Here is a 16,410-nt window from a genome sequence, read left to right as displayed (position 1 = left end):
ATCTAAGACTGATTGTTATTATTTGGCCCACCACCTGGATTGTACCTTTTTTTATAACCAGAATTATTTGATTTATTTTTTGAGAAATTCTTATTGCCTCCTCCTTTATAATTCTTGTTCTTATTAAAACTTCTTTTTTGACCACTTTTCTTAGTCACTGGACGATATTCTGGACCATTCCCAATAAAGTTAGGATTTTGTGGTTTTTCAATATCCATTCCAATCAATTGCTCAATACGCGAAAATGAGTTTTGCTCTTTATAATTCTCATTGATGAATGTAATCGCTTCACCTTCTCTAGATGCTCGAGCAGTTCTACCAATTCTGTGTACGTAATCTTCAGGATCTTTTGGAACATCAAAATTGATTACTAATTCTACGGTATCAATATCAATACCCCTTGAAATAATATCTGTACCTACTAATATTTTGGTTTGTTGTCCCTTAAATCTTAAAAGTACATCTTCACGTTCCTTTTGATCTAAATCAGAACTAATCCCTTCAGCGTTTAATTTTCGCTTTTTAAGGAGTTGAGTTACTTCATTTACTTTCTGTTTCGTACTAGTAAAAATAATAACACTTTCATATTCTTTTAGTGTCATTAAATAATCTACCATTGAGCCTTTTTGCTGATCATAAAGTAAAAAGGCTTTTTGAGTAACATTTTTCGAAGTCTTTGATATAGCAATATTTATTTCCAAAGGATTTTTTAATAATTCTTTGGCTAAAGTTCTAATTTTTGGAGGCATTGTCGCAGAGAAAAAGATATTCTGTCTCTGTTTAGGTAAATGCGAAGCAATTTGTAAAATATCTTCATGAAAGCCCATGTCTAACATTCTATCTGCTTCATCTAAGATGAGGTTTTTAACCTTACTTACATTTGCTCCAATATTTAAATGAGAAAGAAGCTTTCCTGGAGTAGCTACAATGATATCAACTCCTTGTTTTAATGCATTTCTCTGATTGGAAAATGAGGAAGAATCTCCACCATAAACTGCTATTGATGTAACAGGAGTAAAGTAACTTAACCCTTGTATTTGATAATCAATTTGAAGTGCTAGTTCTCTTGTGGGAACAATAATTACTGTATGCGTATCTGTACCATCATAATCTGAGGTATGGATTTGATGCATTATAGGTAATAGAAAAGCTGCTGTTTTACCTGTACCTGTTTGTGCACAAGCAATTAAATCTTTGTTGTCAAGTATAGCAGGTATAGCTTGTTCTTGAATAGGAGTAGGTTCATTGAAATTCATTGAATAAATCCCATCCAAAAGATCATCGTTTAGATCAAAATTATCGAAAGTCACGTTATTGATTTTAATTATTTTTTTGTTTGTAAGCATCAACGGCCTTTCTTACAGAGCCATTTTCTTTTAAAAGAGTTTGTGCGGTAGTTTCATCAACATTAATTTCTTCCATTACCATTTTTTGAGCTCTTTTTTCTAATTTAAAATTGGTCAATTGCATATCAACCATTTTATTTCCTTTTACTTTCCCTAATTGTATCATCACTGAAGTTGATATCATATTAAGACAAAGCTTTTGAGCCGTACCTGCTTTCATTCTGGTACTTCCAGTCACGAATTCAGGGCCAACTATTATTTCAACAGGGAATTGAGCAACGTCTGCCATTTTAGAATTTGGATTACAAACGATACATCCAGTGAGAATACCATTTTCGTTTGCTTTTTCCATTCCCCCAATAACATAAGGCGTTCTTCCTGAAGCAGCGATACCAATTAAGCAATCGTTGCTATTTATATTATATTCTTGTAAATCTTTCCAAGCCTGATGAGCATCATCTTCTGCATGCTCTACAGCTTTTCTAATTGCAGTATCACCGCCAGCGATAAGTCCAATGACTACATCAAAAGGAACACCAAAAGTAGGAGGACATTCTGATGCATCTACAATACCTAGACGTCCACTTGTTCCAGCACCTATATAAAATAATCGACCGCCCAGTTTCATTTTAGCAACAATGGCATTCACCAATTGCTCAATCTGAGGGATCGATTTATTAATTGCTTGAGGTACGGATTGATCTTCTTTATTCATTGAAAGTAACAAATCTGTTACTTCCATTTTCTCTAGATCATTATAATTTGATGATGATTCTGTGATCATTATTTTCTAAAATCTAATTCTTTTGATACTATTTGATAAAGAATAAAAAATAGTATTATCAATGTACTTATAAAGATATAGAAAAAAGATCAACTATTTTAGATCTGAGACATAATGTCTTCAATACGTTCTATTGCAGGGGTAATATTTTTCATCAAATTATTCAATAACTGAATTGTATTTGATTTATTATCATTTATTACTCCAAAGATGAAACTTTTCGATTGGTTCTTATTTGAAAACTGCAATGATTGAACAAGATGATCACCAGTCTTTTTGATCTTAACTTGATGTTCACCTTTGTGTAATAGACTTTCAAGTCTTAAAATTCTCTCATTTCCGCCAACAAGAAGAGAATCCATCATATTTAAAAGTTCTTGTTCATCAGTATTATTATTGATGGCAATTACAAAAATATTTAGATCGTCATTTACACTTTCTATATATCTATTATTTTCACATACCTTATTTAAAAGGTTACTTATCTTCTTATCATTTGAAAGCGCATTTGGATTTACTTTCTTCGCAAAATAGTAGTTAGAAGGAAATTCGTCATTTATGATTAAACGATCTGCAAAAGCAAAATCATGCCAGCTCAATTTATCGTTTAAATGAATCATATTAATCATTTCATTCTGAGTATATGCTACAGTATCCTTCCAAGTGTATTTATCCATTATTTCACCTTCAGATAGAACTAAATGGGCAGCTTCTTCTAAAGAGCGTTCACCATTAGTATACAAACATATATCCGTATTTTTGTAACCTAGTATTGTTTCAATCCAATTATTGCTAGTATCCATCTTTATCCATTTCGCTAGAGAAATGTTTCCAGTCGGAGCAAAATTAACTGTATTACCTTTTACCTGAGGTAAAAAATTTGTTATTGTGATGTAGTTTTTATTTTTCATATAAATAAATAGCAATGTACTTGTTACACAACCTCTTAACATTAAAATGAACAAAAATAATTCATTTTAACTCCGAATAAATGTTTACAAGTGAGAGAGTTTGTTTGTTTTTTATTTCTATTTTCTAACAATATTATCACAAATAATAGCTGTTGCAATAGCTACATTTAGTGATTCTGCTTGTCCGTATCTTGGTATCGTAATTTTCTCATTTAATATTCCTGATACATTTTCAGATATACCATGAGATTCGCTTCCCATAACAACAACACTTTTTTGATTACTCTTATAAGCATGAATATCAGTGCCTACCATATCAGCACCTAAAATTGCAATGTTGTCTTGTTTATATTGAGTGAGAAGCTCTATTAAATCTACTTGATGTACATTAATTCTTGTAAAAGCCCCCATAGTAGATGCAATAACTTTTGGAGCAAAAGCATCAGTACATTCTTTTGACAGAAAAATATTTTTGATTCCGTACCAATCTGCAATACGTAAAATTGTACCTAGATTACCCGGGTCTTTGACATTATCTAAAGCCAAAGATAAATCTTCTAAATCTGTAGAATGGGGGATAGAAGTTGTAGGAATATGAACCACAGCTAAACCTGAATCATTTGTTTGTAAATGACCATTTTGTTTTAACAATTCGGCTGTTGTTTCCTGAAGTACTGCAATTGATTTATTATCGTATTTATCAATTATTGAGTGTAATTTTTCTGTATAAAATAAACACTCAATAGTTAAGTCTGATCTTAGTAGTTCTTCAATGTTTTTTCTTCCTTCAACAATAAAACGATTACTTTCTTTTCTTTTTTTCTTTTGTAATAATCCTCTTACTTCTTTACTCCAACGTTTGTTCATTATTTACGTCTTTTGAATTCTGGTATTTCTAAAGCGTCGTAGACCTTATCTAAGTTACTAAAAGAATGGTTAACTCTATTACTTAACACAATTAAAAATGAGTTTGTTGGTGGATAATGTACAAATAATGTAGAATATCCTCTCCACCAACCTCCATGGTAAACAACTATTTCATCTTGAGATGTTTTAAATAAACGCCATCCATAGCCGTAATTATAGTTTCCTTTTTTATTTGGTGATTGGAATTTAAAAGCTTCTTCTTTTGATTCTGCAGTCAGTAATGAATCACTCATTAAAGCCATATGCCATTTAAAAAGATCAGAAGTATTAGAATAAACACTTTTATCACCTAAAACACCATTTAAGAAAAAATCCTCATATTTTCTTCGAGAGTTGGTATGACCAATGGTAAAGTTCTCTTCATGCACTTTAGCAGAATCAAATGTAATAGTACTTTCCATATGTAAAGGATCGAATATTCTTTCCTTCAAGAAATCGCCAAATGTTTTACCACTGACTTTTTCAACGATAGAAGCTAATACCATGTAACCACTGTTTGAATATCTAAAACGACCATCAGGGCTACCATATTTCCCTGGTTTATATTCGGTCATATACTCCATACACAATTGATTATTGATAGGAGATTGTTTATCCTTAATATGGATTTCCATCAAATAGATGTAATTAGGTAAGCCAGATCTGTGGCTTAATAACATTTTAATGGTAATTCCTGGGTAGGGGAAATCAGGATAAAATTTACTTATACTATCATTTATACTTAACAATGAATCTTGTTGAAGTAGTAAAATTGAAGCAGCTGTAAATTGTTTTGATACAGATGCTAATTGAAAAAGGTCATCTTTATAAAGCTTGGTTCTTCTTCGCATATCACGGTAACCAAATGCTTTGTTGAATACAATTTCTCCTTTTTTAGCACCTAAGACAGTACCATTAAACCCTCTAATTTTATTTAGACGGGTAAATGTTGAGTCAAAAATATGGTGTAAATCTTCTTTTTCAGCAAGAGAAAGTGTATCCTTTTTCTCTTCAATAGGATCAATAACTACTTTATTACTTTCTTCTTTCTGTTGTGCAGCACAAGAAAAAAATAATATGGATAGTGTAGAAATTAATCCAATAGTCACATTTCTAATCATTCAAATTATTTCACTTCAAATTCAAGAAGCTTTTCATTTTCGATATATGCAGTTAATTTATCTCCAATTTCAACTTTACCAACACCTGCAGGTGTACCAGTAAATATTAAATCTCCTTTTCTAAGGGTTATGTATTGAGAAACAAAGGCAATGATTTCATTGATATTCCAAATCATCATTTTAGAATTACCTTTTTGTTTTTCTTCTCCATTTACCTCTAAAGAGAAATTCACGTCTTGAACATTATCAAATTTTGATAAATCATGAAATTCTGAAATAGGGGCACTACCGTTAAATCCTTTAGCCAAATCCCAAGGAAGCCCTTTTGCTTTTAATTTTGATTGAACATCTCTAGCTGTAAAATCAATACCTATTGCCAGCTGATCATAATATCTATGAGCAAACTTTTCTTGTATATGTTTACCTTCCTTACAAATTTTAACCACTAATTCTACTTCATGATGTATATCTGAAGAAAATTCAGGATGGTAAAAAGGAGCGTTATTTCTTAGCACAGCCGTATCTGGCTTAGAGAAAATAACCGGTTGGTCAGGTCGTTCATTATTTAGTTCACTGATATGGTCAGCATAATTTCTACCGATACAAACAATTTTCATGACTTTTATGTAGTTGTAAAATCAATAATCAAATTAGGATTTTCTTTTATTGACCTCAAAAGGAGAGGCAACAAAACGAAAAAAAGCCCGATAGTAAATATCGGGCTATTTTTTATCAAAAGAGAAAGTACTATTTTTTCTTAGTAGTAGCTTTTCTACCTCTTGTTGATCTACGCTTAGGAGTTGGTTCTGCTTCTTCGATGATTTCAACATCAGTTAAAACTCTACCACAGTGCTCACAAACGATTAATTTTTTCTTTTCGCGGATATCTGCTTGTCTTTGTGGAGGAACAGTATTGAAACAGCCACCACAAGCACCTCTTTTTACAGATACTACTGCAAGACCATTTGATGAATTATCTCTAATCTTAGTGTAAGATCTTAATAACCTTTCATCAAGATGTTTTGTTGCTTTTTCACGTTGCTTAAGAAGTTTTTGTTCATCTACTTCAGACTCAGCCATAATTTCATCTAGCTCAGCTTTCTTAGTAGTAAGATCCTTTCTTCGCTCCTCAAGTCTTTCATTTGTGTCGGTAACACGCTCACGCTTGATTGTTTCTTCAGCCTCGTTGTCACGAATTTTCTTTTGAGCAACTTGGATGTCTAGATCAAGCATTTCCATTTCTTTGGTAATTGCATCAAATTCTCTGTTATTTCTAACATTCATTTGTTGCTCTTCCAAGTAAGTGATACGCTTTTTGAAGTCTTGGATTTTACCTCTGTATTGATCAATATTTGCCTCGACCTCACCAAGATCTTTCTTTAAGTTTTCTATGCGAGTTTCGAAACCTACGATCTCATCCTCTAGGTCTTGAACTTCTTCTGGCAAGTCGCCGCGTAATTTGCGGATTGCATCTAGTTCGCTATCGATTTGTTGAACTTTCGAAAGCGCTTCGATTTTTTGGGCGACAGTATTCTCCATAGGGATTGGTAAAACTAATGGTTGACATTAAAATTATAAGGTGACTTAGAACATATCTAAATCACACGAACTGCAATTTTAATAAATAAAATTGTAATTAATAGCATTAATTAGAATTAATAACGATTCATTTTTGCTATTCAAACAAAAAAGGCTAACAATTTCACTTGTTAGCCTTAAGTGCTCCCAACTGGGCTCGAACCAGTGACCCTCTGATTATGAGTCAGATGCTCTAACCAACTGAGCTATGGGAGCTGCTTTTCCTAGAAAGCGATGCAAATATAGAGGTTTATTTTCGAACAATCCAAAAATAAAAATAAAGTTTTTTTGATATTTTTTTTAATCAATTGTATTACAAGATTTTACTTTACATTATTTACACTGGTTAACATAGCCTGTATTTTTTCCACTTTTCAAGCAATATTTACTCTATTACTTGTCTATCAGAGGATTGGTGAATTTGAAGTTAATTGCATCAAATAATCCTTTATCACTTAATTTTAATTCCGGAATAACTAAAAGTGACACAAATGATAGGGTTAAAAATGGATCATGAAGGGTGGAACCTAAATTTTTAGCATTTTTTAAAAGATTAATGTAGATATCAGCCACCTCTTCACCTGACTTATCAGACATTAATCCCGCAATTGGTAAAGGTAGGGCAGATGTTTCTGTTCCATCAGTAATGACCAAGCCACCTTTTAATTCTATCACCTTATTGACGGCTTTGGTGATAGCCTCATCAGTATATCCGGCAGCTATTATGTTATGAGAGTCATGGGCAACTGTAGAGGCTATAGCGCCTTGTTTAAGGCCAATTCCTTTGATAAATCCGATTGCAGCACTCTCATTCGAATATCTATTAATCACTACTAATTTTAAAATATCATTATCTCTTAATGTAGTGCTCTCAAATATTTCTTTTTTTGTGATCAATTGTCCATCTTCTACCACAATTGCTTGAACACTTTTGCCTTTTGTATCTAATGAAAAATCATTAATCTTTTTTTCCTCAGCCTGAAAATTATTGATTATATCTGGGGTAGTTGTTGGAATGTTAACCTTTCCATTTTCATAGACTGCCACACCATTAATATAAGTGGCTAAAGTATTAAATTCACTCATGTTATCTACTACAACAAAGTCAGCAAAATCACCAACTCTTAATTGTCCAACATCAAGGTTATAATGTTCAATAGGATAAATGGATGCTATTTTAATTACTTCAAATATATCAGCTCCTAGTTTAAAGGAGGCTCTTATAAACTTATCAATATGTCCATTAATTAATTCATGAGGGTGTGTATCATCTGTACAAAACATTAATCGTCCAGCATGAGAATTTAACAAAGGAGAGAGGGCTTCAAAGTTTTTTGCAGCAGAACCTTCTCTAATTTGAATTTTCATTCCAGCCTCTATTTTATCTAATGCTTCATCAAGGGTAGTACATTCATGATCTGTACTAATACCTGTATTTGCATAGTTTTTAGCATCTTCACCTCTTAATCCGGGAGCATGGCCATCAATTGGTTTATTTAGTTTTTTTGCTGCTTCAATTTTAGCCATTACTTCTTTATCTTTTTGAAGTACACCTGGCCAATTCATTACTTCTGTTAGGTATTTAATCTCCTCTCTTTCAAGTAATGATTTTACGTCTGATGCATCCAATTCTGCACCTGCAGTCTCAAATTTTGTTGCAGGAACACATGAAGGGGCTCCAAAATTAAATTTTAAAGGAGATTTTGCACCTTCCTTTATCATATATTCCACACCTTGTACACCAAGTACATTTGCAATCTCATGCGGATCAGAAACTGTTGCAACAGTGCCAAATTTCACTGCAATTCTTGAAAACTCAACAGGGGATAGTAAAGTACTTTCTATATGAATGTGGCTATCAACAAAACCTGGTAGAATATAATTTGTTAATCCTTTGCTACTTTCGTCGTATGTTATCTCTTTGATATATTCACCTGAAATCACCACTTTTCCTGGGTAAATTCTTCTATTATGAACATCAACGATATTGCCTTTAATTTCTTTTTCCATTGGTCTTTTTAGTATAAAAAAAGTCAAAACAAATATTATGTTGTTTTGACTAGTTTAGAGTTACTATACAAGATACATTTTTTATTAGAATATCAATGCATAAGAGCACGTAATATCGAACCGTGATATAGATAAATCTTCACCATTCACTCTAGAGATATCAGTAATACCAGTAGTATACCTAAAATCTATCATAATATTTTGTACAATTGCACCTACACCAAAAACCATTGAGAAATTACTATCATTTAAATAGCGACTGACATTTCTTTCATTGGTATTTTCAGAAGGTTCAAAACTACCATCTATTATATTAATTGGACCTTTTTCTTTCGCACTAGTCATCACACTCACCATAGGGCCGAAATTAAAGAAAAACCTATTGTTTTTACCTGTAGAAAACTTGGCTAATATGGGTACATCAACATAATTTAAATATACAGTGGTTCCTTCATATTTAGAACTCATCATGCTATAACTACATTCAGTTTGTAGACTGAATAAATCATTGGTTGCTGCTTCTAATACCACACCAAAAGTTAAGTTAGGTTTGTAAGAAAAATCAGATGTTCGGTTAGATCTAATTTTACTGATATTAGTACCTACTTTACCAGCTAACATTACCCCTTGAGAAAACACTGAAAAGGAAATGATTTGAAGGAATAATAGAATTAAAAAATACTTTTTCATATAAATGAAATAGGGTTTATTATAGTGTAATAATAGCTATTTGATTGTGCTACTAAATGTATTAAATGATAATTTCTGTATTAAAAAATCAATAATACATTATTAAAATTAAAAAAAAATGATGGGATTAATAGTATAATATTCACTTTATTCACTGTTTTCATTATTAAAACATTTACTTCCTACAAAATGTAAAAGATAGAGTATGTTTATTTCTTGATTAAAAAGATTATCATATATTTATAAATGAGTGAATACTTCATCACTTAAATGAATTAAATTATTACTATTATCTATTATGCAACACTTTGATTATGATTATATTGTAATAGGCTCTGGCTTTGGAGGGAGTGTCTCAAGTATGAGGCTTTCAGAAAAAGGCTACAAAGTTTTAGTGATAGAAAAAGGAAAAAGGATTACAAATAAGGACTTACCTAAAAGTGATTGGAACATTAAAAAATTTCTCTGGGCTCCTTTGCTAAAATGTTTTGGTCCACAAAGTCTTTCTTTTTTTAAAGAAGTTTTTATTCTTGGAGGTGTTGGTGTAGGAGGAGGTAGTAATGTTTATGGAAATACTCATATGTATCCTGGAGATCATTTTTTTGATAATAAAGCATGGTCACACCTTAATAAAAATTGGAAGGCTACATTAAAACCTTTCTACGACAAAGCGAGGTTTATGTTAGGTTCAAAGCCTTTTACAGACTTTCACTTAGAAGATGATATTTTAAAAGAAATCGCCTCTGATATGGGTAAAGAGTCTTCTTTTGGTGGTGTTAATGTAGGAGTTTATTATGATGATGCTGAAAAAGAAGAAAATGATCCTTATTTCAATGGATTAGGTCCTAAAAGATCGCCATGTAAAAAATGTGCAGGGTGCATGTTAGGTTGTCCTCACAATTCGAAAAACACACTTGAAAAAAACTATCTATATTTTGCAGAAAAATTCGGAGCTAAAATACTTCCTGAAACTTATGTACAGAATATACAGTATAATGATGGCCTTTATCATGTTGAAGTAGAATCAAGTACCTCGTTCTTTAATAAAAATAAAAGAACAATATCTGCTAAAGGTGTAATTGTAAGTGCTGGAGTTATTGGTACAATGAAACTTTTGCTTAAAGAAAAATTTCAAACAAAAAATCTAGATCAATTATCTGATCAATTAGGCAGTAATATTAGAACTAATTCTGAGATGTTATGTGGTATTAGTAATGCAAATGTCAAATTAAATAATAGCGTTGCCATATCATCTTATTTTAATCCTGACGATCATACACACATAGAAGTCGTTAAATATAATACCTCATCAGGTGCCATGGGTAGAATGGCATCCTTAGCTACAGGCCCTGGTAAAACAGGTGTTCGTTTTGTAAAATTGTTGGGAAATATTCTTACTAATCCTTTAGATTTTATCAGAAGTACTTTCAAAATACATAAATGGGGTGAAAATTCATTGATTTTGTTAGTGATGCAATCCGTAGAGGAAAGCTTGAAATTACAATGGAAAAAAGGGATTTTTGGTTATAATTTAAGTTTTGATTCCAAAAATAGCTTTGCTGTTCCGGCATATATTGATATTGGACAAAAAGTTATGCATCAATATGCAAAAAAAGTGGATGGTGTAGCTTTGAATGCCTTATCAGAAATAGCATTTAATACACCAATGACTGCCCATATTTTAGGTGGTTGTAATATGGGAGAATCATCAGATGAAGGCGTTGTTAATGAAAGGTTTGAAGTGAATAACTATCCCAATATGTATGTTCTAGATGGTTCAATTATACCTTGTAATCTAGGCGTCAATCCTTCTTTAACTATTACAAGTTTAAGTGAATATGCAATGTCTCTAATTCCAGAAAAGGAAGGAAATAAAAATACTCCCTTAGATCAGCAATTAGAAAATTTGAAGATAAAAATTTAATTAAACTTACTAGAAACTCTCATGATATGGCTGAGTTGATGAGTTAATTTACCTTCCTTCTGACTGTAAATACCTTCTTCTGTTAAAGAATCTTCTCTTACATAATGTGAGGCATGAATAATTTTATTCTCATACGATACAATTCCTACATGAGTGATTCTTCCGTTTTTATTATGAAAGAAAGCTAAATCACCTGGCTTAGTATCTGAAAATTCTATTTTCTCACCAATTTCAGCTTGTTGATAAGCGTCTCTAGGTAATTGAACACCATGAGCATTCATAACTGTCTGAGCAAAACCCGAACAATCTATTCCAAAAATTGAGCGTCCTCCCCATAAATACGGAACTCCAAGATAATTTGAAGCTGTGTCCAAAGGATGAGTTTCGTTTTCAGAAGGTAACACACTATGCAATTGAGCATATCTAATTTGAGTATCATTACATTTTTCGTAATGAAATGGGAGAGTAGATCCTATAGATAAATGAATGGTCTTCTGATTATCGAATATTGGGAAAATAGGTCTAGTAACTACTGGGTGTTCATGTTTTTTATATCGTTCAGCATATTCTGGAGCTATTTCATTATGTTGTCCAGAAGTGATATATCCTTCATAACCATCAAAAAGCATTTTTATTTTTATCCATTCATTATCATCAGAAAATGATAATACTTTATATACTTCACCATATAATAATTGAGTAGTCATTTCTGAAGAGTGAGCATTTTTTCCTCTAACTGCTAGTGTGCTATAGATACATATACCAAATATTGGTTTCATTTTTTTATTCTTTTTTTCCAGCAAATACGATATTTGCCGTAATGCTAAAATTACTTGATGTATTAGGTGTTTCGTAAATATCGTAATTAGTCGTTAAATAATAATAGTTTAGCAGAATATCTAATGAAAACCTTTTAGTCCAAAAATTCCCAAAACCAATACCTAGACCATAGATATTACCATACCCATCAAACTTTGCTACATTATTTTCAACTGAATAGGAAAGTCTTGATTTACTTTTTCCATAAGATAATTCACAGAAAAAGCCATTAAATACATATTTTCTTATTCTAGGACCACCCCCAAAAAAGGATTCTAAATTATTGTTTGAATAATTAAAAGAGACTGATCTTAAACCTCCATGGAGAAAACCACCCACCCAAAATTTATCATAAATAAAATATCCAGAATGAATACTACCGAAAACATCTAAAAGGACTGAACTGTTTGTAAATGCTAGATTTTGATTTTGATAGGAGACACCTAGTCCATATCCCATACCAATAACCCATTGTCCCTTTTTAGTTTGAAAATTATAGTTTTCTACCTCATCATTTACCCATTGTAATGAGTCTTCTTCTAAATCTTGCCCAAATGCAGAATTAAGAAAAAAGATAGAAACAATAAGTATAATATAGGAGTAGGATATTTTCATTAAACAATAGATAATCTTTCTAGAATATACGCTTTTTCTTCTTCATTTGTCATAATTAATAATACAGATAAAGAAGTAAAAGTTTGTTTGTGAGAGGGTTTAAAATACCATTCATGACCTTCTCTTACTGCTAATACTAGAGTAGAGGGAAGTTCAGAAATTTTAAGTGATTCAAGTGTTTTACCAATATAATTGGGGGGAATTTTAATCTCCTCCAGACTAAACATATCAGTTTTATCTCTTCTTACGATATCTAAGAAGGTCGTAATGTTAGGGCGAATCATTTCCATAGCCATTCTCCGCCCACCAATAGAGTGTGGTGAAACTACTTCATTAGCACCAACAGATAATAATTTACTTTTAAATGATGGACTTTTATTTGCCGAAACAATTCTTAGTTCTTGATTTAACTGTCTTGCTGTAAGCGTAGTCACTAAATTTAGATTATCATCATTTGTACAAATAAAAATACCTGAAGCATTTTTTATTCCTGAAGAAATTAAAGTTTCATCGTTTGTACAGTCTCCTACAATACCATATGCATTTTTATAGGTTCTACGAAATTGTCTATAGATCTCCTCGTCTTTTTCTATAAATACAAATTGTTGATCAACTCTATCGATTTCTTCAGCTATTCTTAAACCTACGCGACCTAAGCCACAAATAATGTAATGATCTGTAAGATTGTTTATCATTCTTAAAGTCCTTCGTTTTATAAATTCATCTTGAATATGCCCTTCAAGAAAAAAGGCAGAGAGTGATGTTGCTATATAAGTAAATGTACCGATTCCTGAGAATGCAATAAAAATTGCAAATACTCTACCCACAGGATTATTATCTAAAGGTATGACTTCGCCATAACCAATTGTAGTGATAGTAATTGCGGTCATAAAAAAGGCGTCCATAGGAGCGACATAAAAATCGGCTGTTGCCATAAAGCCAATAGTTCCTATGATTAGAATAAAAAATATTATTCCAAATGCTGGTAGTACCTTGGATAATAATGCTCGCATTTAGATGATGTTAACTTCTGGTTCTATATCAATACCAAATTTAGTAAAAACATCTCTTTTTATAGTCATCGCTAGATCCCAAGCTTCTTCACCTGTTGCACCACCTTTATTTATAAGGACTAAAGCCTGTTTATCATAGGTACCTACATTTCCTTTTGTTTTACCTTTCCACCCACTTTTTTCTATTAACCATCCAGCAGGTAGTTTAATAAAATCATCACCTACTTTATAATGAGGTGCATTCTCATATTTTTCAAGAATTGGGTTAACAACATCTTTAGGTAGTACTGGATTCTTAAAAAAGCTACCACAATTTCCTATTTCTTTAGGATTGGGCAACTTGGAATTTCTTATATCAATTACAGTGTTTGCTAGAATTTCCGGTGTAACTTCTGTAATATTTTTTTCTTCTAATTGTTGGTTAATAGCTCCGTAAGATGTATTAAAATCCCACTGTTTGTTAAGTCGGATAGTAACATTTACAACACATGCTTTTCCCTTTAATTCATTTTTAAAGATTGAGTTTCTATACCCAAAATTACATTCTTGATTAGTAAAGGTTTTTACTTTAAGATCTTCGTAATTGAGATAATCTACAGCTATTATCACATCTTTTGCTTCCACTCCATAAGCTCCAATATTTTGAATAGGGGCTGCACCAACTGTACCTGGAATTAGTGCTAAGTTTTCAATACCTTGCCATCCATGACTTACAGTTTTCATTACCATATCATGCCAATTCTCTCCAGCACCAATCTTGATATCAATAAATTGATCATTTTCCTGTATGATTTCAAATCCAGGAATTTCATTTTTGATAATTAAGCCTTCATAGTTTTTAGTAAATAATACATTACTACCACCTCCTAGAATTAAGAAGTTCTTAGAATTATCATTAATAGTATCAATTAAGTCTTCAACAGTTTGTACGCTTGTAAAAAAATCTGCGTTCACCTTTGCTCCAAAAGTATGAAAAGGTAGGAGGGAAATATTTGTTTGGATCATTAGTAAATAAGCTAGATAATAGTAAAATATTGAAGCACCACAATTGGTGTGGTGCTTCAATTATATTATGAAATCTTTTTCACCAATTCGTCAATAGGCATATCGTTAAATCTACCAGAAGACATTAGTAAAAGATTCTTTTTAGAATAATCTATTCCTGATAACTTTTCGTACAATTCCTTCTCAGAAGTAAATACTTCTAAGTTCTTTTGATTGAAGGCATTTTTCACATCATCAACTGAAATTGATTGTAAACCTTTACCTTCAACTACTTTAGGATTAAAATACACCAAAGCTTGATCTGCATCTTTCAACGTTTTAGAATATTCGTTTAAGAAAGATCCTGTAAGACTGCTAAAAGTATGTAATTCTAAACAAGCTACCAGCTTTTCTTTATATTGGTTTGCTACAGCGTGAACTGTTGCTGCCACCTTTGAAGGAGCATGTGCAAAATCTCTAAATACTTTTGTTGAACCATTATCAGCTAATAATTGCATTCTCATGCTTGCGCCTTCGAAAGATGCGATAGCTTCAATAAATTCATCTCTACTAACGTTAAGTCTTTTACAAACTTCCATCGCCGCAGACATGTTTCTAAGATTATGATCACCAAAAACGGTTACTTCGGTATTATCACTTCCAGCAGTAATAATTGTTTTACCATCTCTTACCTTAGATTTTAGTTTATCATAAGGAATAACATCCACATCTCCAGAAATTGTAGATTTCTTGATTAATTTTTTCAAGACTTTATCATCTGAAGAATAAACCAATACACCTGCTTTTGGCGATGACTCAATAAATTTACTAAACTGAGCTTCATATTCGTCATAATCAGGATACACATTGATATGATCCCAAGCAATACCAGTGATAACACCAATATGATGCTTATAATGTAAGAATTTTGGAGAATCATCAAGTGGAGAAGATAAATATTCATCACCTTCCAAAACAATAACAGGAGCCGTGTTTGTGATTTTAACAGGTCTTTTGATTCCTTTTAAAGAAGCACCTACTAAATAATCACAATCAATATTCCAATAATTTAATACATGAATAATCATAGATGAAACGGTTGTTTTACCATGACTACCTGCTACAACTATTCTTTGCTTATTGACAGTTTGAGAATAAACATATTCAGGGAATGAATATATTTTAAGTCCTAATTCTTTAGCTTTAAGTAACTCTGGATTATCTTTTTTAGCATGCATCCCAAGAATTACAGCATTGATATCCTTTGTGATTATTTCCGGATTCCAGCCATATTCTTGAGGTAAAATACCTGCTTCTTTCAAGTTAGATAATGCTGGCTCGTAAATATTGTCGTCAGACCCACTAACATTATAGCCTTTTTCTTTCAAAGTGATGGCAAGATTATGCATGATGCTACCACCAATTGCTATAAAATGAACTCTCATGTATGTTAATTATGTTGTATACTCTTAATCAATTTTTACAAAAATAGTAGAAAGGTTGTATTTAAGTGAATTTACTTTCAATTATTATAAGTTTTGTTCTTACAATTAAGATTTAATTAATAAAAATATGGTATTCCTTACTTTATGCATGTCTTTATTGGAGGAGTAACATGTATTTTATCAAATTGAAAATGTGGAAAATAATTTTTGTTTCAAATAATTATCAATAGCAAGCCTCAAGAATAGAACAAATTATGATAAATC

The 16,410-nt window shown here is 31.6% G+C and carries 15 protein-coding genes and 1 tRNA gene; 1 reads left to right on the top strand and 15 read right to left on the bottom strand.

What is annotated here, in order from left to right; genetic code table 11:
- Positions 1-2: 2 nt before the first annotated feature.
- The 10 genes from NH26_RS03670 to NH26_RS03625 all read right to left on the bottom strand — a co-directional run bounded on the left by NH26_RS03670 (position 3) and on the right by NH26_RS03625 (position 9,346).
- Entirely contained in the window at positions 3-1,346 is a 1,344-nt protein-coding gene (locus NH26_RS03670) for a DEAD/DEAH box helicase (RefSeq protein WP_084812050.1), read from the bottom strand.
- Positions 1,321-2,130, bottom strand: a complete 810-nt coding sequence (murQ, locus tag NH26_RS03665; protein WP_044225282.1) for an N-acetylmuramic acid 6-phosphate etherase — start codon at positions 2,128-2,130, stop codon at positions 1,321-1,323. The genes NH26_RS03670 and murQ overlap by 26 nt, the downstream gene beginning before the upstream one ends.
- Positions 2,131-2,228: 98 nt before the next feature.
- On the bottom strand, positions 2,229-3,041 hold the full coding sequence (locus tag NH26_RS03660) for a hypothetical protein (protein ID WP_139262838.1): 813 nt from the start codon (positions 3,039-3,041) through the stop codon (positions 2,229-2,231).
- Between the two features lie 117 nt (positions 3,042-3,158).
- A complete protein-coding gene (locus tag NH26_RS03655) occupies positions 3,159-3,908 on the bottom strand; it encodes a TrmH family RNA methyltransferase (protein ID WP_242427294.1) in 750 nt (249 codons plus the stop codon).
- The gene (locus NH26_RS03650; protein WP_158021877.1) at positions 3,908-5,056 is read right to left on the bottom strand and encodes a serine hydrolase domain-containing protein; all 1,149 of its coding nucleotides are present in this window, start codon (positions 5,054-5,056) and stop codon (positions 3,908-3,910) included. The genes NH26_RS03655 and NH26_RS03650 overlap by 1 nt, the downstream gene beginning before the upstream one ends.
- A gap of 17 nt (positions 5,057-5,073) precedes the next feature.
- On the bottom strand, positions 5,074-5,685 hold the full coding sequence (locus NH26_RS03645; RefSeq protein WP_044225290.1) for a fumarylacetoacetate hydrolase family protein: 612 nt from the start codon (positions 5,683-5,685) through the stop codon (positions 5,074-5,076).
- A gap of 130 nt (positions 5,686-5,815) precedes the next feature.
- The gene (locus NH26_RS03640; protein WP_044225293.1) at positions 5,816-6,607 is read right to left on the bottom strand and encodes a zinc ribbon domain-containing protein; all 792 of its coding nucleotides are present in this window, start codon (positions 6,605-6,607) and stop codon (positions 5,816-5,818) included.
- Between the two features lie 181 nt (positions 6,608-6,788).
- Positions 6,789-6,862 (bottom strand) — tRNA-Ile (locus NH26_RS03635).
- A gap of 177 nt (positions 6,863-7,039) precedes the next feature.
- Positions 7,040-8,656, bottom strand: a complete 1,617-nt coding sequence (ade, locus tag NH26_RS03630) for an adenine deaminase (RefSeq protein ID WP_044225295.1) — start codon at positions 8,654-8,656, stop codon at positions 7,040-7,042.
- An 84-nt stretch (positions 8,657-8,740) separates the two neighbouring features.
- Positions 8,741-9,346 carry a porin family protein gene (locus tag NH26_RS03625; RefSeq protein ID WP_044225297.1) on the bottom strand — a complete coding sequence of 202 codons (606 nt, stop codon included), beginning with the start codon at positions 9,344-9,346 and terminating at the stop codon, positions 8,741-8,743.
- Positions 9,347-9,644: 298 nt separating this feature from the next.
- Between NH26_RS03625 and NH26_RS03620 the strand changes: the two genes are divergently transcribed.
- Complete coding sequence (locus NH26_RS03620; protein ID WP_044225299.1) at positions 9,645-11,270, top strand: GMC oxidoreductase; 1,626 nt, start codon at positions 9,645-9,647, stop codon at positions 11,268-11,270.
- On the opposite strand, the gene NH26_RS03615 is transcribed toward NH26_RS03620, so the two are convergent.
- From NH26_RS03615 to NH26_RS03595, 5 genes are all read right to left on the bottom strand, one after another.
- A complete protein-coding gene (locus NH26_RS03615) occupies positions 11,267-12,049 on the bottom strand; it encodes a C40 family peptidase (protein ID WP_044225515.1) in 783 nt (260 codons plus the stop codon). The two genes, NH26_RS03620 and NH26_RS03615, sit on opposite strands and share 4 nt — an antisense overlap.
- A gap of 4 nt (positions 12,050-12,053) precedes the next feature.
- Positions 12,054-12,704 (bottom strand): hypothetical protein, encoded by a 651-nt coding sequence (locus tag NH26_RS03610; RefSeq protein WP_044225301.1) that lies wholly within the window; start codon positions 12,702-12,704, stop codon positions 12,054-12,056.
- Positions 12,704-13,717, bottom strand: coding sequence for a potassium channel family protein (locus NH26_RS03605; protein WP_044225303.1), 1,014 nt, complete (start codon positions 13,715-13,717; stop codon positions 12,704-12,706). The genes NH26_RS03610 and NH26_RS03605 overlap by 1 nt, the downstream gene beginning before the upstream one ends.
- Entirely contained in the window at positions 13,718-14,722 is a 1,005-nt protein-coding gene (gene murB / locus NH26_RS03600; protein ID WP_044225305.1) for a UDP-N-acetylmuramate dehydrogenase, read from the bottom strand. It abuts the gene before it with no gap.
- A 65-nt stretch (positions 14,723-14,787) separates the two neighbouring features.
- On the bottom strand, positions 14,788-16,146 hold the full coding sequence (locus tag NH26_RS03595) for a UDP-N-acetylmuramate--L-alanine ligase (protein ID WP_044225307.1): 1,359 nt from the start codon (positions 16,144-16,146) through the stop codon (positions 14,788-14,790).
- Positions 16,147-16,410 lie beyond the last annotated feature (264 nt).

This window comes from Flammeovirga pacifica, assembly GCF_000807855.2.
In the GTDB taxonomy this organism is placed as follows: domain Bacteria; phylum Bacteroidota; class Bacteroidia; order Cytophagales; family Flammeovirgaceae; genus Flammeovirga; species Flammeovirga pacifica.
This window is presented reverse-complemented; position numbering and strand designations above follow the sequence as displayed.

Excerpts from the sequence above, each read along its gene's own strand:
- NH26_RS03670 (WP_084812050.1), bottom strand. The coding sequence starts at position 1,346 with ATGCTTACAAACAAAAAAATAATTAAAATCAATAACGTGACTTTCGAT.
- murQ (WP_044225282.1), bottom strand. The coding sequence starts at position 2,130 with ATGATCACAGAATCATCATCAAATTATAATGATCTAGAGAAAATGGAA.
- NH26_RS03660 (WP_139262838.1), bottom strand. The coding sequence starts at position 3,041 with ATGAAAAATAAAAACTACATCACAATAACAAATTTTTTACCTCAGGTA.
- NH26_RS03655 (WP_242427294.1), bottom strand. The coding sequence starts at position 3,908 with ATGAACAAACGTTGGAGTAAAGAAGTAAGAGGATTATTACAAAAGAAA.
- NH26_RS03645 (WP_044225290.1), bottom strand. The coding sequence starts at position 5,685 with ATGAAAATTGTTTGTATCGGTAGAAATTATGCTGACCATATCAGTGAA.
- NH26_RS03640 (WP_044225293.1), bottom strand. The coding sequence starts at position 6,607 with ATGGAGAATACTGTCGCCCAAAAAATCGAAGCGCTTTCGAAAGTTCAA.
- ade (WP_044225295.1), bottom strand. The coding sequence starts at position 8,656 with ATGGAAAAAGAAATTAAAGGCAATATCGTTGATGTTCATAATAGAAGA.
- NH26_RS03625 (WP_044225297.1), bottom strand. The coding sequence starts at position 9,346 with ATGAAAAAGTATTTTTTAATTCTATTATTCCTTCAAATCATTTCCTTT.
- NH26_RS03620 (WP_044225299.1), top strand. The coding sequence starts at position 9,645 with ATGCAACACTTTGATTATGATTATATTGTAATAGGCTCTGGCTTTGGA.
- NH26_RS03615 (WP_044225515.1), bottom strand. The coding sequence starts at position 12,049 with ATGAAACCAATATTTGGTATATGTATCTATAGCACACTAGCAGTTAGA.
- NH26_RS03610 (WP_044225301.1), bottom strand. The coding sequence starts at position 12,704 with ATGAAAATATCCTACTCCTATATTATACTTATTGTTTCTATCTTTTTT.
- NH26_RS03605 (WP_044225303.1), bottom strand. The coding sequence starts at position 13,717 with ATGCGAGCATTATTATCCAAGGTACTACCAGCATTTGGAATAATATTT.
- murB (WP_044225305.1), bottom strand. The coding sequence starts at position 14,722 with ATGATCCAAACAAATATTTCCCTCCTACCTTTTCATACTTTTGGAGCA.
- NH26_RS03595 (WP_044225307.1), bottom strand. The coding sequence starts at position 16,146 with ATGAGAGTTCATTTTATAGCAATTGGTGGTAGCATCATGCATAATCTT.